Source organism: Cellvibrio sp. PSBB006, assembly GCF_002162135.1.
Classification (GTDB): domain Bacteria; phylum Pseudomonadota; class Gammaproteobacteria; order Pseudomonadales; family Cellvibrionaceae; genus Cellvibrio.
On sequence record NZ_CP021382.1, the window covers coordinates 449,001 to 466,973 of the forward strand.

At 48.4% G+C, this 17,973-nt stretch carries 20 protein-coding genes and 1 tRNA gene; 13 read left to right on the forward strand and 8 right to left on the reverse strand.

Annotated elements, in window-relative coordinates; all coding sequences use genetic code 11:
* Nucleotides 1–479 precede the first annotated feature (479 nt).
* The 5 genes from CBR65_RS02010 to CBR65_RS02030 all read left to right on the forward strand — a co-directional run bounded on the left by CBR65_RS02010 (nt 480) and on the right by CBR65_RS02030 (nt 5,122).
* Nucleotides 480–1,838, forward strand: coding sequence for a sensor domain-containing diguanylate cyclase (locus CBR65_RS02010; protein WP_157671947.1), 1,359 nt, complete (start codon nt 480–482; stop codon nt 1,836–1,838).
* Nucleotides 1,839–1,893: 55 nt separating this feature from the next.
* Nucleotides 1,894–2,367 (forward strand): thioredoxin-dependent thiol peroxidase, encoded by a 474-nt coding sequence (gene bcp, locus CBR65_RS02015; RefSeq protein WP_087465312.1) that lies wholly within the window; start codon nt 1,894–1,896, stop codon nt 2,365–2,367.
* A 227-nt stretch (nt 2,368–2,594) separates the two neighbouring features.
* Complete coding sequence (locus CBR65_RS02020; protein WP_232461316.1) at nt 2,595–3,089, forward strand: AraC family transcriptional regulator; 495 nt, start codon at nt 2,595–2,597, stop codon at nt 3,087–3,089.
* Between the two features lie 86 nt (nt 3,090–3,175).
* Complete coding sequence (gene yajC / locus CBR65_RS02025; RefSeq protein ID WP_087465313.1) at nt 3,176–3,526, forward strand: preprotein translocase subunit YajC; 351 nt, start codon at nt 3,176–3,178, stop codon at nt 3,524–3,526.
* Between the two features lie 222 nt (nt 3,527–3,748).
* The gene (locus tag CBR65_RS02030) at nt 3,749–5,122 is read left to right on the forward strand and encodes a sodium:alanine symporter family protein (RefSeq protein WP_087465314.1); all 1,374 of its coding nucleotides are present in this window, start codon (nt 3,749–3,751) and stop codon (nt 5,120–5,122) included.
* Here CBR65_RS02030 and CBR65_RS02035 read toward each other — a convergent pair.
* From CBR65_RS02035 to rne, 7 genes are all read right to left on the reverse strand, one after another.
* Nucleotides 5,119–5,451 carry a TusE/DsrC/DsvC family sulfur relay protein gene (locus CBR65_RS02035; RefSeq protein WP_087465315.1) on the reverse strand — a complete coding sequence of 111 codons (333 nt, stop codon included), beginning with the start codon at nt 5,449–5,451 and terminating at the stop codon, nt 5,119–5,121. The genes CBR65_RS02030 and CBR65_RS02035 overlap by 4 nt on opposite strands.
* Before the next feature lie 2 nt (nt 5,452–5,453).
* Nucleotides 5,454–5,762 carry a sulfurtransferase complex subunit TusB gene (tusB, locus tag CBR65_RS02040; protein ID WP_087465316.1) on the reverse strand — a complete coding sequence of 103 codons (309 nt, stop codon included), beginning with the start codon at nt 5,760–5,762 and terminating at the stop codon, nt 5,454–5,456.
* A gap of 5 nt (nt 5,763–5,767) precedes the next feature.
* Complete coding sequence (gene tusC, locus CBR65_RS02045; RefSeq protein WP_087465317.1) at nt 5,768–6,130, reverse strand: sulfurtransferase complex subunit TusC; 363 nt, start codon at nt 6,128–6,130, stop codon at nt 5,768–5,770.
* Between the two features lies 1 nt (nt 6,131).
* Nucleotides 6,132–6,524 carry a sulfurtransferase complex subunit TusD gene (gene tusD, locus CBR65_RS02050; RefSeq protein WP_087465318.1) on the reverse strand — a complete coding sequence of 131 codons (393 nt, stop codon included), beginning with the start codon at nt 6,522–6,524 and terminating at the stop codon, nt 6,132–6,134.
* 57 nt (nt 6,525–6,581) lie between these two features.
* The gene (locus CBR65_RS02055; RefSeq protein WP_087465319.1) at nt 6,582–7,259 is read right to left on the reverse strand and encodes a Bax inhibitor-1/YccA family protein; all 678 of its coding nucleotides are present in this window, start codon (nt 7,257–7,259) and stop codon (nt 6,582–6,584) included.
* A gap of 204 nt (nt 7,260–7,463) precedes the next feature.
* Nucleotides 7,464–7,553: transfer RNA gene (locus CBR65_RS02060), tRNA-Ser, on the reverse strand.
* A gap of 168 nt (nt 7,554–7,721) precedes the next feature.
* Complete coding sequence (gene rne / locus CBR65_RS02065) at nt 7,722–10,658, reverse strand: ribonuclease E (protein ID WP_087465320.1); 2,937 nt, start codon at nt 10,656–10,658, stop codon at nt 7,722–7,724.
* A gap of 796 nt (nt 10,659–11,454) precedes the next feature.
* Between rne and rluC the strand changes: the two genes are divergently transcribed.
* The gene (gene rluC / locus CBR65_RS02070) at nt 11,455–12,444 is read left to right on the forward strand and encodes a 23S rRNA pseudouridine(955/2504/2580) synthase RluC (protein ID WP_087465321.1); all 990 of its coding nucleotides are present in this window, start codon (nt 11,455–11,457) and stop codon (nt 12,442–12,444) included.
* A 33-nt stretch (nt 12,445–12,477) separates the two neighbouring features.
* The gene (locus CBR65_RS02075) at nt 12,478–13,122 is read left to right on the forward strand and encodes an HAD-IA family hydrolase (protein ID WP_087465322.1); all 645 of its coding nucleotides are present in this window, start codon (nt 12,478–12,480) and stop codon (nt 13,120–13,122) included.
* On the opposite strand, the gene CBR65_RS02080 is transcribed toward CBR65_RS02075, so the two are convergent.
* The gene (locus tag CBR65_RS02080; protein WP_087465323.1) at nt 13,100–13,702 is read right to left on the reverse strand and encodes a nucleoside triphosphate pyrophosphatase; all 603 of its coding nucleotides are present in this window, start codon (nt 13,700–13,702) and stop codon (nt 13,100–13,102) included. The genes CBR65_RS02075 and CBR65_RS02080 overlap by 23 nt on opposite strands.
* Before the next feature lie 114 nt (nt 13,703–13,816).
* On the opposite strand from CBR65_RS02080, the gene CBR65_RS02085 reads away from it, so the two are divergent.
* The 6 genes from CBR65_RS02085 (at nt 13,817) to acpP (ending at nt 17,799) form a co-directional block, all read left to right on the forward strand.
* Entirely contained in the window at nt 13,817–14,350 is a 534-nt protein-coding gene (locus CBR65_RS02085; RefSeq protein ID WP_087465324.1) for a YceD family protein, read from the forward strand.
* A gap of 41 nt (nt 14,351–14,391) precedes the next feature.
* A complete protein-coding gene (gene rpmF / locus CBR65_RS02090) occupies nt 14,392–14,574 on the forward strand; it encodes a 50S ribosomal protein L32 (RefSeq protein WP_087465325.1) in 183 nt (60 codons plus the stop codon).
* A 27-nt stretch (nt 14,575–14,601) separates the two neighbouring features.
* Nucleotides 14,602–15,624 (forward strand): phosphate acyltransferase PlsX, encoded by a 1,023-nt coding sequence (plsX, locus tag CBR65_RS02095; protein ID WP_087465326.1) that lies wholly within the window; start codon nt 14,602–14,604, stop codon nt 15,622–15,624.
* Nucleotides 15,625–15,667: 43 nt separating this feature from the next.
* Nucleotides 15,668–16,609 carry an ACP S-malonyltransferase gene (fabD, locus tag CBR65_RS02100; RefSeq protein WP_087468872.1) on the forward strand — a complete coding sequence of 314 codons (942 nt, stop codon included), beginning with the start codon at nt 15,668–15,670 and terminating at the stop codon, nt 16,607–16,609.
* A 12-nt stretch (nt 16,610–16,621) separates the two neighbouring features.
* Nucleotides 16,622–17,368: a 3-oxoacyl-ACP reductase FabG gene (gene fabG, locus CBR65_RS02105; protein ID WP_369825642.1), complete on the forward strand. Its 747-nt coding sequence runs from the start codon at nt 16,622–16,624 to the stop codon at nt 17,366–17,368.
* A gap of 194 nt (nt 17,369–17,562) precedes the next feature.
* Nucleotides 17,563–17,799, forward strand: a complete 237-nt coding sequence (gene acpP, locus CBR65_RS02110) for an acyl carrier protein (protein ID WP_012487300.1) — start codon at nt 17,563–17,565, stop codon at nt 17,797–17,799.
* Nucleotides 17,800–17,973: the final 174 nt, after the last annotated feature.

Here is a 17,973-nt window from a genome sequence, read left to right on the forward strand (position 1 = left end):
CGACTAACGACCTATAACGATTGACTCAAAATCTTTCCGGCCTGTACATAGTTACCTCTGGAGTATTACAGCAAGGTGGCAAGGTGGCTTACCCCAGCCATTTGTAGAATGCATTTCTTCGCAGGGCGCGTGTGAAAAAAACTGAGCAACTGATAACCCTTAACAACTTCCTCCGGCGTACTCTGATCGGCTTTTGTGGCGGATTGTTCGCATTTTTGGGTGGAGTTGTTCTTGCCTACTGGTATCTCCTGGGGAGCGCGCGACCGTCCATATCCGTGCTGCTGATTTTCCTGGGTATTTGTATAGGCGGCACTATCGGTTTGGTTTATGTCACCACCCGTTATGTAAAAGATCAGCTAGCGCGCCCAATAACGCATCTGATTGCGAACACCCAATTAAGTGCAAGTACGGATAATCTGCACGCTGAGCCCAATACCCATATTGCGGAAATCAACATTCTCTCCCGCAGTATTCGCCATATGCTGGGAAAAATTCTTCTCCGTGAACACAATGTTATTGGTAGCGAGCGGCGCTTATCCCTGGCGTTGCGCGGTAGTGGGGAAGGGGTGTGGGATTGGGATATTCAAGAGAACAATTCATACATTGATCCCAATTGTTGCAACATTCTTGATGTGAAGCCCGAAGAATTGGCTGCTGATAACCGGCTTTGGCTTAAACGACTATTTGTTGAGGATGCCGAACAAGCCAAACAATATTTCAGGCGGATTGCAGCAGGAGAGCTCTCCTCTTTTGAAGGTGAATATCGTATTCCCGAACAGGATGATGATTCCGGATATCGATGGATTCAGATTCGTGGCAGTGTTGTTGAGTGGGATGATCATGGTGCGCCGGCACGTATGTCTGGCACGGTCAGCGATGTGACGCAACGCAAAATGTCCGAGCAGCAGTTAAAGCTTTATTCAACTGCTTTTAAATGTACCAAGAATGCGGTTGTGATGCTGGACAAGGATTTCAGGATTCTCGCTGCTAATCGGGCCTTCTGTCAGATCAGTGGTCAGCAGGAACATGTCGTGGTTGGCCGGAGCTATATTTTCCAACATGCCGAAATCCCCTCAGAACAATTCCATAAAGTTATAAAAATGCAGATTAACAACCGTATGGAGTGGCGTGGTGAAGCTTTAGGGGTGAGAATCGATGGTAGTCACTACCCGCAAGAGTTGGCGGTTTATGGTGTGTACGACGATTTTATCAATTTGACTCACTACGTTACGATTTTTTCTGACATTACTGAGCGGAAGCGTACAGAAGAAAATCTCAGGGTGTTGGCAAACTACGATCCATTAACAGGTCTAGCCAACCGCTACATGTTCAATGCGACTTTTACCCGCTCGTTGCAAAGTGCGCGGCGAAAGAATGAGAAGTTGGCACTGTTGTTTATTGATCTCGATCACTTTAAGCAAGTGAATGATCTTTTGGGTCACGAAGCCGGTGATCGATTATTGATAGAAGTCGCTAACCGTATTCAAGGCAGCATTCGCGAAACGGACACCGCTGCCCGACTCGCTGGTGATGAATTTGTGGTGATATTGGAAAACATTCAGGCGCTAACCGATGCGGAGCAGGTTGCGCTGAAAATTCTCAGCGCGTTATCAAACCAGGCCAGTCCGCCGGATAGTTTGTCTCGTATCAGTGCCAGTATTGGTATAAGCGTATTCCCGGACCACGGTAACGACTCGGAAACGCTTTTGCGTTCTGCAGATCGTGCAATGTATGATGCGAAAACGCTCGGGCGTAATCGTTTAAACATAGGCACGGATGCAGGTGAATGTGCGTTCATTGGCCATCGGCAACGGGTCGATAATGGTAATGTCAATTGAGCTATAACACCTTTATATCAAGGATAGATCGAATAAAATCTTATTGGAGTTGCTCATGACGTTTCCAGCAATAGGTAAATTGGCTCCGGCCTTTACGCTTCAAAATCAGGCCGGCGAAAATGTTTCGTTGAAAGATTTTAAGGGTAAAAAGAATGTAGTGATTTATTTTTACCCAAAGGCTTCAACACCGGGTTGCACTACCCAGGCTTGTGGTATTCGTGACACGAAAACCGAATTGGCAAATCTCGATACAGTTGTTTTGGGTATCAGTCCGGATAACCCAAAAAAGTTACAAAAGTTTATTGATAAATACGATCTCAACTTTGATTTGTTGGCCGACGAGGATCACGCCGTTGCAGAAAAATACGGCGTGTGGGGTTTGAAAAAATTTATGGGAAGGGAGTTTATGGGTATATTACGAACTTCTTTCTTTGTTGATAAAAACGGATGTTTGCGTTATATCATGAGCAAGGTAAATACGAAAACTCATGATCAGGAAGTCATTGCTTACATCAAAGAGCACTTTTAAAAAACGGATTTAGAATTGTGTGATCTTACGCAGCTTTTAAACAGGAAATATTTACGAGATGGACTTTGTATCTGCCAGTATTGGCCTATAATGAGTGCACACGGAAAGTAGGCTTAAGTTTGTGCAGGGAGGAATCGAAGTTAAATTTTTTGTTTCTCTCAATCGGTGTGCAAACACTTTGTTCGATAATAAATGCCCAGCTTAGTTTGGCAGAAGGAGAGGCCTGTATGATTCAGTTACAACGTATATACCGCAACAACGATGCCGCTTCCGAAAATGCTTTTGATGGATCGCATATTCGATCTTATGAAGAGTATCTGGATATGGCAAAAATACCTTCTTGCGAAGGGGTGTCTGCGCGTGTCATGGATGCACTGCAACAGCGTGTTGGTCACGCTGAGCTATCGATCGATAAGATAGCCGAAGACATCAACCTTTCAAAAAGGACACTGCAACGCCGTCTGCAACAACAGCAAGCTAATTTTGCCCAGTTGCGTGATAGCATGCGTTTCCATTATGCCATTAAGTATTTAATTGATGAGCATATGAGTGTGGATACCGTATCCAAGGCATTGATTTTTCTGATCGCACGAGCTTTACCAACGCTTTCAAGCGCTGGACAGGGCTTTCCCCGAGTGTGTTCCGTAAGTTGTTCCGCGATTATGCCTGATCGTGACGCAAGAGCCTGGCTCTTGCGGCTAACTCTACGTGACGATACCTAACAATATCGTCAGGAGGGGGCGCTAATTGCCTGCTCTGTGCAAACAGGGTAGAGTTAGCGCTTTTCCAAATAATAGGGGTTAGTTTCATGAGTTTCTTTGTTTCCTCCGCTATGGCACAAGCACAAACCGGCGCCGCACCGCAGGGTAACCCAATGGTGACCTTATTGATGTTCGGTGGTTTGTTTGTGTTTATGTATCTTTTTATCATCCGCCCACAACGCAAACGTCAAAAAGAACACACCGCTTTGGTTTCAGGTTTGGCGAAAGGTGATGAAGTCATCATGACCAGCGGTATGCTGGGTAAAGTGGTCAAGGTGGATGAGAATTATATCGTGTTGGAAACAGGCAATAATATTGAATTGAAGTTTCAGAAAGTTGCCGTTCATGCTGTGTTGCCCAAGGGTACGATTAAATCTATTGACGCAGCTAAAGAATAGTTGCGGTCCATTCAGGGCGAGCTATTGCTTGCCCTCATCGCATGCTCGCCCTCATCGGATAAGAGCTCCTAATTAAATCCCCGCTCTACAGTGTGCTTAACGATTAGTTTGTGCGATCACGCATAAATTTTGTTATCTTCCTGCTACTGATATTTTCTCAACGCCTTCCTGATTCTATAAATAAGAATTATTAGGTGCTTTTTCCCAAAGAGCGAGCCTTCCATGGATGCTGTCAATAATCTGGTGAACTTCCTCAATGGCCTGGTGTGGGGGCCACCCATGTTGGTGTTGATCCTCGGGACTGGCTGTTTTTTGATGCTGCGGTTAAGGCTCATGCCGCTTATGCGCATACGGCAGGGGATACTCTCCATTTGGCATGGGCGAATTAAAGGTGACCCGGACACAGGATTAATCAGCCCCTTTCAGGCATTAATGACTTGCCTTGCTGCCACAGTGGGCACCGGCAATATTGCCGGTGTAGCAACCGCAATTTTTTGGGGTGGACCCGGCGCCTTGTTCTGGATGTGGTGCACTGCGCTGGTCGGCATGGCCACTAAATATTCTGAAGTTGTCTTGGCTGTGCATTATCGGGAGCGAGACCAAAATGGTGAGCATGTCGGTGGTCCGATGTATGCGATCAAAAATGGCCTGGGGCCGCGTTGGGCCTGGTTGGCTGCGCTCTTTGCGCTGTTCGGAGGGCTCGCTGGTTTCGGGATCGGTAATATGGTTCAGGCGAACAGTATGGCCCAGGCACTTGAATCGAGCTTCGCTATTGATGTGCGGCTTACCGGTGTATTGACAATGGTTGTTGTGGCCGCTGTCATTCTGGGTGGTATAAAACGTATTGGTAAGGTTGCCGCGTCTTTGGTGCCATTTATGTGTGTCATTTATGTCGTGACCGCACTTATTGTTTTGATCATCAATGTATCAGCTATTCCTGCTGCATTTTCCTTGATATTTACTCACGCATTCACACCCGCAGCTGCAACAGGTGGTTTCGCTGGTGCGGCGGTAATGGCAGCGATTCGTTTCGGTGTTGCACGCGGTGTATTCTCCAATGAAGCCGGCTTGGGTACGGCCGGCATTGCTCAAGCGGCAGGTACTAGTAATAATCCGGTGAAGTCCGGTTTGGTCGGAATGATGGGTACCTTTATTGATACCATCATTATCTGCACTATGACGGGTCTGGCCATTATTTCCTCAGGCGTCTGGAGTAGCGGTGAGAGTGGGGCAGCCTTGTCTATAACGGCTTTCGAGTCGGCATTGCCTGGTGTTGGGGGGCATGTGCTCACGGTCTCCCTGATATTGTTTACTTTTACCACCATACTGGGATGGAGTTATATTGGGGAGCGGTGCTGGAGCTATCTGTTCGGTGTAAAAACTATCCTGCCTTTTCGAATTTTCTGGGTGATAGCTGTTTATTGGGGAGCAACGGCGCAGTTGGATTTTGTCTGGTTGTTAGCGGATACGCTAAACGGTTTAATGGCGATTCCGAATTTAATTGCGCTGATATTACTCAGCCCGGTAGTGGTGGGGCTGACCAGATCCTATTTTGCACATGACACCAGTGTTGAGCGCACGAAGAAAGAAAGTTAAAAGCAGTTGGGTGGGCGCGGTAAGCCGGCGATCTTGGCGGCAACTCTCGCAGGGCTGGGAGGGAAGAGCTGCATTAGATAGACGCTGCGTCCCTTGTCGCCACCGAGTTTCTGGGCTACACGTTTAACCAATGGTCGCATAGCCGGTGCCAGCTCAAACTCTTGGTAAAATTCCCGCAGCAAATAAATGATTTCCCAATGAGCCTGAGCAAGCACAATATTTTCTTGCGCAGCCAAACGCTCGGCTACGGTTTCATTCCAGTCCTGCAGGTTTTTTAGATGGCCTTCTTTATCAGTTTCAATGCTCTGGCCATCAATATATATCCCCATCGTTAATACCAGCTTTGCACGCAGCGGTGATCAATGCTCAATTGCATAAAACCGGTGTAATCGGTCAGGAGGACATTGCTCAGAAGCTTTTCTTGCAAGCCGCGCGCTTTAATATCGTTGGTGAGTGCATAGACTTTTACTCCACACTCAATCAGCTCTGATAGCTTATCTGCACAAGGTGCTGTAGTCATCGCACCAAAAACGCCATCTTCAAGCAATAAAATCCCATCATTTTGTGCGCAGATAGACAGGCAAGAGGCCAGAGTACTATGCGTAAACGGTGACTTATTAACGGTATGCAAAGTGCTCATCGTGATTAGAAGCTCAGCAGTTGATCTTGCTGTGCCAGTAAGACACTGACAGCATGACTGTCAAGAACCTGGACACTGTCGAGGAGAAGTTCATTTCTTGTTATGCCACGTGCCTGTAGCGATTCCAAGTGTACAAAAATATTTTCCACTTCGTATAGGGGGAGCACAGGTAACATGGAAGCAAAACTTCTTTGCGCAATCCCGGTGCTTTGCTGATTTTTCAGTAGTTGAAAAACACCGTCATCCATAAATAGTAAGCTCAGATCCTGATCATAGGCTGCCGTCGTTAGCACCGCATCAAGCGCTTCTTTGGCAACTGAAGAGCCATAAGGTGCGTGTCGACTGATAAACAGGATTCTTTTGCGCATGTTAGCCACCGAAGGTTATCAGGCGATCTGACATGAGCGCTGCATCTACCAATTGGCCCAAACCGCTGATAGCAAAACCATCACGCAAATTATGGGCAGGTTTTTCATAGCGTTCCGCTTCCTCCTGGTTGAGTATGCCGCGCTTTAGGGCGGCAGCAATACAAACCACCATATCGATTTGATATTTAGCTGATAGCTGCTGCCATCCAGATGAAAGGTCTGTTTCATCTTGTGCAGGGGTTATAAGGTTGTTGCTATTGTATACGCCATCCTGATAAAAAAAGACTCTATAGAGACTGTGTCCTTCCGACAATAGGGTTTCGGCAAACCGATATGCGCTATCGCTGGCTTGAGTGGTGTGAGGGGCTGAATATATGGCTAATGAAAAAATCATGCGTAGTAATAAAAAAGCCCCGTATTAACGGGGCTTCCTCAAATAGCCTAAAGGGTTTTAGTCGTCACCGCCGGCGCCAAGGAGGTGCAACAAGCTGGTGAACAGGTTGATGATAGACAAATAAAGGGTAGTGGTGGCCATGATGTAATTTGTTTCGCCACCGTGAATAATGGCACTGGTTTGATACAGGATCAGCGCAGACATCAGCAGAACCACACCGGCTGAGAATGCCAGTTGCAAGCCAGAAACATTAAAGCCAAATAGTGAGGCTCCAATTAATACCAGCATGGCAACGATCATGACCATCATACCAACGACGACAAAACCTTGCAGGAAGCTAAAGTCCTTGCGAGTCGTCAGGGTATAGGCGGAAAGGCCAAGGAAGATCAATGCTGTGCCTCCCAACGCCTGGAGCACAATAGAGCCGCCATTAGCAAAAGCCAGGTAGTGATTAAGGATTGGGCCGAGGCTGGCTCCGATCAAGCCGGTAAAGGCGAATACCACCGCCAGACCCGCCGAGGAATTAGCGGTGCGTGGAAGGACAAACCATATCAGTCCCAAAGCCACCAGGCTCATAATCAGCCCGACACCATGGCCAATGCCGACTGCCATGCTGATGCCTGCTGTAAGGGCGCTGAATACCAGAGTTATGCCGAGTAGCATGTAGGTGTTACGCAGTACCTTATTAACTTCAAGGGCGCTGGTCGAAGCTGTTTGTGTGTAAAGCTCTTGCATGGTGAATCTCCACTGGGCTTTGTTAAAAAGTGATGGTCATCATACAAAGTCGGATTATAAATTCCAAGAGATTATATGCCCGGCCTGAACGCGGTAAGCGTCGATTATTGGACATTGGGGCAAATTAACAGTTCACAAGTGACCGGAAAGTAGAAAAACAAAAGGCGCCGTTTTGCGGCGCCTTTTGTAGTCTGTCGACAGATATGGCGGAAGGGCAGGGATTTGAACCCTGGGTAGGCTCGCACCTACGCCGGTTTTCAAGACCGGTGCATTAAACCACTCTGCCACCCTTCCGAAGAGGTGCAGATTATACATAGGTTTTTTCGGTGAGCAAGACGCAGAGAATAATATTTGCAGCCGTTGCCGCGTTAACGGCCACAGCCTGAACACTTCATGAGCGGCAATGGTTTAGAAATAAAAAAGCCGGGGGGTTAGCCCGGCTTTTTTACAGCGTATTAGTTTTTATTCCTGATCTTCAGTCTTTGCATCAGTAGCTTGCGCTACGCGTTTTGCAAGACGGGGATCGTTGGATGGTCGCGTCAGCGGGCGAGGATTGTGCTCCACATTTGCTGGCATGCTGGTATCCAATGCGCGCGGCTGAACCCGTGTCAATGTTTCTGTCACGATATGAACTGCTGCCGGTTTTGGTGCTCGACGCGGATCATTACTGGCACGAACAATTTCTCCGTTGGATGTTGCATTGTCAGGAGTTTCTTTAGCCATTTCCGTTTCAGCAATTGTTTCGGTGGTTTCAATAATCTCTGGTGCAACAGGTTGGTCCGTCTGTTCTTGTTCAATGACAACGCTTTCTGTTGTAACCGCTACAGCCACAGTTTCTTTTTTGGGTAAGGGCGCAGCTTCGGGTAGTGGCGCTTCAAAAACCTGTGAAACGGAAGGTGCTTCTGTTATGTGACTTTCTTCTGTAGTTACTACAGATTCTTCAGCAAAAGTTGTCACTGGCTCCTGGTCGATGACGAACGATTGCGTGGAGGTAGTTACCACTTCCACTTCTTCTTGGTGCTCCATGGTGTTGGGGCTGGTTTGACCAAAAGCAGCTGTTTGCTCGGCAATCGCTTCAGAAACCTGAGTGTTCAGATTTGCGTTTTCATCAGAGATGAACTCCATACTGGATTCAGTTTCATTGGCAGCAACTGAGTCGTTTGCGCTGATGGATTCAACTGCACCTGCGTTTTGTGCATTATCTTCCTGTGTCTCACGGCGACCCCGGCGGCGCTGTTGTGAGCGGGCACGTCTTCCAGCGGGACGTTTTGCTGGACGTTCATCGCTGTCTTGTTCAGCTTCAATGTTGTCACTTTTGACTTCTGCGGTAACGTCGTTGCTCGCTTGGTTGCGGCGGGAGTTGTCCCGATCATCACGATTGTTGCGATTGCCGCGTTGGTTGCGATTATCGCCGCCGTCTTTATCCTTGTTGTCTCTTTCTTTGGGGGCGTCGCTATTGTCGCGTGTATCGCGCGGTTGTTGGCGATTTTCACGGCGCTCATTTTCACGATTGCCGCGCTCATTAGTATTGCGTGTATCGCTCGTGGGTGTATCGCTTGATTCACGCGGTGCACGGTTATCGCGAAGTTCCCGATCATCTTTCCGATCTTTATCGCGACGATTTCGATCGCGACGATGACGCGATTGTGGCTGATTCCTGTTGCGACCCTGGCGATTACGATCGTGCTTGTGGCCTTTGCTGCTGCGGTCGGATTTCTCGCCGCTGAACAGACCCAGTAGCAAGCTGATAAACCGTGCAATGACGCCAGGTTTTTTTACCGGCTCAGGCGCTGGTTGTGATGGCGCGGTAACTTGAACGGCAGGCCTGTTAACTGGCAGTGCCTTTACGTTCATTTCTTCGTCTTCTTCTTTGCTCTCATCAGCGCTTGGCGTGATTTTGTAACTGGTTTCCAGTGTCCCTTCGTCATCGTCACGGAGACGTTGCACTTCAAAATGAGGTGTCATCATATCCGCGCTCGGAACAATGACTACCCGCGTGTTGTTGCGCGCTTCAATATTGGAGATGGTTTTGCGTTTTTCATTCAGCAAATAAGTGGCCACAGACATAGGCGCAATCGCGCGAATTTCAGCGCTACGCTCTTTCTGAGCCTCCTCTTCCACCAGGCGCAATATAGCCAGTGCCAATGAGCGAGTGCCGCGGATGGTGCCTTGTCCGTTACAGCGTGGGCACACCTTGGAATGAATCTCTCCCAGGGAGGGGCGCAGACGTTGACGGGACATCTCCAGCAATCCGAAGCGTGAAATACGCCCGATTTGTACGCGTGCACGATCCATCAAAAGAGCATCGCGCATACGGTTTTCTACTTCGCGTTGGTTGCGCACTGGCTGCATATCAATAAAGTCGATGACAATCAGGCCGCCCATGTCGCGCAAACGCAATTGCCGCGCAATCTCGTCTGCAGCTTCCAGATTGGTTTGCAGTGCGGTCTCTTCGATATCGCCACCTTTGGTCGCGCGCGAGGAGTTAATGTCGATCGAGACCAGCGCTTCGGTAACGTCGATCACAATGGCGCCACCAGAGGGGAGTTTCACCTCGCGTTGGAAGGCGGTTTCGATCTGGCTTTCAATCTGGTAGCGGTTAAATAAGGGAATATCATCCTGATACAGCTTTACCTTGCTGCGGTAGTTGGGCATCACTTGCTGAATAAAGGCCGAGGCCAATTCGAAGGCTTCTTTATTATCAACAATGACTTCACCAACGTCCTGACGTAAGTAGTCGCGAATAGCCCGAATGATGACGTTGCTTTCCTGGAACAGGAAGGTTGGGGCAGGGGACTTCTTGGCTTCGCTGTCGATGGAGCCCCATAATTGCAGCAAATAATTCAAATCCCATTGCAGTTCGTCAGCGCTACGGCCTACGCCGGCAGTGCGAATGATGACGCCCATACCTTGCGGCACTTCAATAGAACCGAGGGCATCTTTAAGTTCTGCCCGATCCTCACCTTCTATGCGACGGGAGATGCCGCCGGCGCGCGGATTGTTTGGCATTAATACCAGGTAACGGCCGGCGAGGCTGACAAAGGTCGTGAGCGCAGCGCCTTTATTGCCGCGCTCTTCCTTATCAATCTGGACAATGACCTCGGTACCCTCTTTGAGCACTTCCTTGATCTTTACGCGCCCATCGCTATCACCAGTATTTTTACTGAAGTACTCACGGGAGATTTCTTTCAGGGGGAGGAAACCATGGCGCTCGGCACCATAGTCGACAAAGGCTGCTTCCAGGCTCGGTTCTACCCGAGTGATACGGCCTTTATAGATGTTGGATTTCTTTTGTTCGCGGTTGCGATTTTCGATGTCGAGGTCATAAAGCCATTGGCCATCGACCAGAGCTACGCGCAACTCTTCGGGTTGAGTTGCATTGATGAGCATTCTTTTCATGTGTTACCTGATTAGTTCGAGCGCATTGGCAACGAAATAACTAGGGTTAACACAGAGGCGTTTTGTGCAACCGTGTAGACTGCCGCGCTACATAATGCTCGCGACAGCGGTTGGTGGGCAGATGCTGTTCAGTCTGGATTTGTCATGGGCGAATTTCGGCTCGTGACGGATAACATTCCTGCGCTGATAGTTAGTTCTCTTCCCATTTAACTCAGGTTTTGGACGGTTGTCATTCCAGTCCGCTCATGTACTGCTGGTTGCTGATAATCAAGCAACCGTTTCGGGATGGTGATCGCAATTGCTAGCCTTAATGGCTGCATGATATGACCTCGTGGGTCTGTATCATTCCCGGCCTGTTGGCGGCGCGGTATTAGCTCGTCAGGGTGGACCACATCCAGAATTTTGTCTGGCAATACGTAGAATCTAGAGTCCTACAAAACACTTTCGGTATTAACAATAGCTATGACGCAGTTAAGCGCGATTGTCACAGTGTATTCGCGCAACATATAACGTTGCGAAAATACCGTTTTGTTTGTTTCGTGGAGTATTGGACCCGAGTGTTCCCAATCGGTTGCCTCAAGGGTCAAAGCCTCCTTTCGCCGTCAGCGGTATTTCCTATTTGATACGCCTTTTCAATGCGTTATCCGGAAACCTGCCTGTCTCGGCGCCGCCGAATATAGCAGTATTCATTAATACCTTCAATGAACGTGTGCGATAAGGAAGCTTCATCGTCAAGTCTAGTTGAATATCTCGTGCCTGCTACATCTGAGCTGAAGGTTTGCGGTATGATCGCGCCATGAAAAAAGCCCCCTTTGCCCAGAAGGCCCCCGAAGAGACTACTGTCGCCCAGGTTCAGCATGTTGAGATAGATGCGGACCAGGCTGGCCAGCGCATTGATAACTTTTTGATGGCACGCCTCAAGCGCGTACCTAAATCGCGGATATACAACATCCTGCGTAAAGGTGAAGTCAGGGTCAATAAAAGTCGATGCAAGCCGGATTACAAGCTCGCAGCAGGCGATATCGTCAGAATTCCACCCGTGCGGATTGCCGAAAAGGCCGACTCTCCTCAGCCAAGCCATGTCTTGACCAATAAATTGGAAAAATCGATTTTGTTTGAAAATGATGGGTTATTGGTCATCAATAAACCGCCGGGTTTGGCTGTTCACGGTGGCAGTGGAGTGAGTCTGGGGTTGATTGAAGTTTTGCGCCAGATGCGTCCGGACGCGCGTTATCTTGAGTTGGTTCATCGGCTGGATAGGGATACTTCTGGGTGCATCATGGTCGCTAAAAAACGCAGTATGCTGCGGCATCTGCAAGCCGCTTTGCGCAATAAGGGCCAAAGTGGTGTGCGCAAGGTATACCAAGCGTTAGTCAATGGTGTGTGGCCGGCGGCATGTAAACGGGTTGATGTGCCTTTGCTTAAGAGTGAGGTGGGTGATGGGGAGCGTATTGTTAAAGTGAATCCAGAAGGAAAGCCGAGTCTCACGGAATTTGCAGTGCTCCAATCTTTTCGGGATTTTACGTTAATTGAAGCTCGACCGATTACCGGTCGCACCCACCAGATAAGAGTCCATGCGCAGTATGCCGGCCATAGTCTGGTCGGGGATGAAAAGTATGGCAATGATGAAATTAATGAAAGCATGCGTCAATTGGGTCTAAAACGCTTGTTTTTACACGCAGCAGAACTCGGTTTCTACTTGCCTGATCAGTCGGAGTTAACGATAGTCAGGGCTCCTTTGGCGACTGATTTGGCTGGGCCGCTGTCGAGGCTGCCTAAAAACTAGGCTCATGAGCATTGCGTTGTGGGAGATAAATAGTTGTTATTAATTTTTGATTGGGATGGAACCCTGAGTGATTCAACCGGCAAGATTACCCAGGCCATGCAAATGGCCGCTGAAGATTTGGGTTGGGAAATACCGCTGGACAGTGAGGTTCACAACATCATTGGTTTGGGGTTGCCTGAAGCCATCGCCCAGCTCTTTCCGCTGCTCGGTGAGGCGGAGCGCCAAGACATCCGTGAACGCTATGCGGCCCATTTTATCTCTCTGGATCAACAGCGCCCGTCGGCTTTTTTCCCTGCGGTTCAGGAAACTCTGGAGCATCTGCGGACAGAAGGGCATCAGCTTGCCATCGCGACCGGTAAAAGTCGTCGGGGGCTGGATCGAATTTTAACTGGTCTGGGAATGTCTTCGTTCTTTCATGCGACGCGCTGTGCGGATGAGACGGCGTCCAAGCCGCACCCATTGATGTTGGAGCAGCTGTTGAATGAGTTCTCGGTGCCCTCCGCAGAGTCCGTCATGATTGGGGATACGGAATACGACATGGCTATGGCGCGCACAATAAACATGCCGCGTATTGCGGTAAGTTATGGGGCTCATCATGTGGAGCGCTTGCATCCGTATGAGCCAGAGCTGTGTATGGACCGTTTTGACGAATTACTCAGATGGCAGCGTCTTGTTTAGCATCTAGCACATCAATCCCTTCATTATTAAGCATCTTGATCAGTGCAATTAAAGGGAGGCCGATTAGTGTGTTAGGGTCTCTGCCTTCCAGTTCATCAAAGAGGGCAATGCCCAATCCTTCGGATTTAAAGCTGCCAGCACAATCGTAGGGCTGCTCTCGTTGCAGGTAATTCTCTATTTGTGCATCGGTCAATTGACGAAAAGTAACTTGATAAAGTTCGCAGCATGTCTGAGTGGTTCTTGTTGTGGCGTTATAAAGAGTCAACCCGGTAAAAAAGGTCACTTGCCTGCCGCTCGCCAGCTGTAGTTGCGTTTTGGCATGGGTGTGATTACCGGGTTTTCCCAGGATTCTATTCTCAAGCGCAGCAACCTGATCAGAGCCAATGATTAGTGCACTCGGGTAGTGTGGCGCCAGTGCCACCGCTTTATTTCTCGACAGCCGTTTAACCAGGTCCGCAGGAGATTCACCGTCTATAGAGGTCTCATTTACATCGGGTGCCTGCCATCGGTAGTTGATTCCCAATTTGTTCAATAATTGACGCCGGTAAACGGAGCTGGAGGCCAGAATGATGTCTTGCATGAAACCCTCAGAATCATAGATAAGGTGGCTATTCTATGCCGCAAGCACTAAATAGCGCCATTTCCATACATTTTCTTTGACAGAAGTAGAGCAGATCCCTATTATTGCGCGCTTATGTTTTCAGCCCCCTCACACAAAACCTTGCCTCGGCAGGGAGATCCGCGGAAATTTGCCCAACAGGGTATTTCTCTGGAGGGTGTTATCCCTATAGCCGCCTTGTCGCGTTTAGCAGAGTCGCTTGAGGGAACTGAAGGTCAGGTCTTTGTCAGACTGGACTTTGGTATCAGTGAGGAGAAGAAAAAGGTTGTGTCTGGCAAGGCGCATGCAGATCTGATGTTGATTTGTCAGCGTTGTCTGTCTCCAGTCGCAAAGCCCGTCGAATGCAATATTTCACTGGCAATTGTGTGGACTGAAGAGGATGCCAAGATGTTGCCGAAGCATCTGGACCCTTGGATTGTTGAGGATGCCAGTGCAGACTTTTTCGATATGGTCGAAGAAGAGTTGTTGCTGAATCTGCCCCCGGTGGCTTATCACGAGGAGCAGTGTGTTGACCCCAAGCTCTTTCAGAGTGGTGAGCCGGTGGTAGTCAAGCAAGAGAAAAACCCGTTTCAAGTGCTGGAGCAACTCAAGAGCTCGCCGAAAAAATAGAGGCGCCTCGGTTCCAGTGTGTATGTAATCAGGAGATCATCATGGCCGTACAGCAAAACAAAAAATCCCGTTCCAAGCGTGACATGCGTCGTTCACACGATGCCTTGACTGGACCAACATTGTCCGTCGACGCAACCAGCGGTGAAAAGCACTTACGTCATCATGTTACTGCTGACGGTTTTTACCGTGGCCGTAAAGTGATTGACAAAGGTGTTAACGAATAATTTGTCAGGCAAAAAGACGATCTAACATTGTCTGAAAAAATTCGTATAGCGGTTGACGCTATGAGCGGGGACTTAGGTCCCCGCGTTGTTATTACAGCGGCCATTCGTTTTGTCGCGACCTCCCCTGAAGTAGAGCTGTTGCTGGTCGGTGATCAGGATCAAATTCAGTCCTTACTTTCATCAAGTAGTATTCCTGTATCCCCAGCCATTCGCGTTCATCACGCTACTGATGTCGTTGCAATGCACGAAGATCCACTAACTGCCTTACGCCATAAAAAAAATTCGTCCATGTGGCAGGCGTTGTTACAGGTTCAGGATGGATTTGCCGATGCCTGTGTCAGTGCGGGTAATACCGGAGCCCTGATGGCGATGAGTAAGCATCTCCTGAAGACTTTTCCGGGAATTGATCGGCCTGCCATTTGTAAGTCGATGCCCGTGGAGCAAGGCAATAGCTTCATGTTGGATTTGGGGGCGAATCTCACCTGTACGCCCGAGCAGCTGCATCAATTTGCATTAATGGGTAGTGTATTGGCGTCTTCCGCAGGAGTTGAAAAGCCTCGCGTAGCTTTGCTGAATGTGGGCACGGAAGAAACTAAAGGAACCGATTTGGTCAAGCACAGTCATGTGTTGCTATCACAGGATGAACAACTTAATTACATCGGATTCATTGAAGGTGATGAGTTATATCTTGGTAGGGTCAATGTGATTGTGTGCGATGGCTTTAGCGGTAATGTCGCGCTTAAATCCAGCGAAGGGGTAGCGCGCCTGATAGCTAAAAAGATTGAAAAAAGTTTTGCTCGCCATTGGTATCTGAAGTTGTTGGTGTTGTTTATGCGACCTGTTTTGCGCCAATGGCGGCGTGAATTAAATCCGGGGGCATATAATGGAGCATGCTTCCTGGGGCTACAGAAACCTGTAGTGAAAAGCCATGGCAGCGCTGACGAAGATGCTTTTTATCAGGCTTTGGTTGTTGCAAAAGAGCAGGTTGTGCAGAAGGTGCCAGCGCGTATTCAGTGTGCGTTAAATGCAATGCAAAAAAATCAACCATAAATTTTCGATTATTAATTTTCTTATCAATACAAGCGAAGTTCCTATGACTCAATCTCATCTTGCTTTTGTTTTTCCTGGGCAGGGCTCCCAGAAGATTGGTATGTTGGCAGATTTGTCCAGCCAGTATTCTCTTGTGGCGGAGACATTTTCAGAAGCATCTTCTGCGCTCGGTTATGATCTATGGGATTTGGTTCAGAATGGCAGTCAGGATGACATTAATTTGACTGAGCGTACCCAGCCGTTATTGCTCACTGCCAGTGTTGCGATTTGGCGCGTATGGCAACACAAAGGTGGTGCGCAGCCGGCGCTGATGGCCGGACATAGCTTGGGTGAATGGTCGGCCTTGGTTTGTGCCGGGGTGGTTGCATTTGGTGATGCAGTAAAACTGGTTCAGCAGCGCGGCAAATTTATGCAGGAAGCTGTACCGGCAGGGCAGGGTGCTATGGCGGCTATTATTGGTTTGGATGATGCGTCAATTATTGATGCGTGTAAGCAGGCAGAACAAGGTGAAGTTGTCGCCGCGGTAAATTTCAATTCGCCGGGGCAAGTTGTGATTGCCGGTGCTGCTGGCGCTGTCGAGCGCGCAAGCGCATTGTGCAAAGAGGCGGGTGCGAAGCGAGCACTTCCCTTGCCTGTGAGTGCACCGTTTCATACGTCACTCATGCGTCCAGCTGCGGAAAAATTGGCAGAACAAATTTACAATACATCTTTTTCTACTCCGGATATCCCTGTTGTACATAATGTTACGGCGGAGCCGGAAAGTAATCCGGAAAAAATCAAAGCGCTTATGATCGAACAGATCTTCAGTGCGGTGCGTTGGGTTGATTGTGTCAATACTTTGTCTGCGCGCGGTATTGCTACCACGATCGAATGTGGTCCAGGTAAAGTGCTTTCAGGATTAAACAAAAGAATTAACAAGGATTTGAATACGCTCTCCATCGAAACCCCAGAAGAACTTCTTGGGGCGTTGGAAACTTTTAATTAATGGGTGAAGACGATGATCAATTTAAACGATAAAGTTGCCTTGGTTACTGGTGCCAGTCGAGGTATTGGTGCTGCGATTGCGGAGCAATTAGGCGCTGCCGGAGCAACCGTTATTGGTACGGCGACCAGTGAATCCGGAGCGGAAAAAATATCTGCTCGCTTGCAGGAATTGGGTATTCGTGGCACAGGAAAAGTATTAAATGTTACTGATGCCGATTCGGTAGCCGAGTTAATGAAAAGTGTTCAGGAAGAATTTGGTACGCCGGCTATTCTTGTCAATAACGCTGGCATTACTAAAGATAATTTGCTGATGCGCATGAGCGATGATGAGTGGTTTGATGTTATCAATACCAACCTCAGTTCAATTTATCGCTTGAGTAAAGCTGTGTTGCGCGGAATGATGAAAGCTCGCTGGGGCCGTATTATTAACATCAGTTCCGTTGTCGGCGCTATGGGCAACGCCGGGCAATCGAATTATGCTGCTACCAAAGCTGGCGTATCGGGTTTTGCACGCTCACTGGCTGCAGAGGTAGGGTCGCGCGGTATCACCGTTAACACCGTTGCACCGGGTTTTATTGATACCGACATGACTAAAGGGTTGCCAGAGGAACAAAAGGCAGGATTGCTGTCCAACATTCCAGTGGGGCGCTTGGGTAAGCCTGAAGAAATTGCTGCGGTTGTGGTTTTTTTGGCCAGTGATGCGGCAGCTTATGTCAGCGGCGAGACTATCCACGTCAATGGCGGCTTGTATATGAGCTAATAATTGGATTTAAGTCTTTGTTTTTCTTGGGAATTCACTAAAAAAACGAAGAATTTTGGCAGGATGCGTTACAACACGGCAAAAATAGATGTAAAATGCGCGTCGATTTTGGCCGAAACATTATGAAGGAACCACCTTCGTGGTTTCACAAGTGACGGTTTCGTCGATACTACCACTAGGAGTTAAATAGCATCATGAGCAGCATTGAAGAACGCGTAAAAAAAATCGTTGCTGAGCAACTGGGTGTGAAAGAAGAAGAAGTTAAAAACGAAGCTTCTTTTGTAGAAGATCTGGGTGCTGACTCTCTCGACACCGTAGAGCTGGTTATGGCTCTGGAAGAAGAGTTCGAGACAGAAATCCCCGATGAAGAAGCTGAGAAAATCACCACAGTTCAGCTGGCTATCGATTACATTAACGCCAACCTGGCGTAATCTTCAAAGTCGCTGATTATCTGTCTTCATGAAAAAGCCGTATTATTGCGAAATAGTACGGCTTTTTCTTTTGCCAGTTTTATTACATAAATTCTGTCAGTAGCTGTTTAATCAGCGCGATATACTAAATGCCTGTCCCTGAGCATTTTGAAGTTTTATCCCGCCAATTCCTTA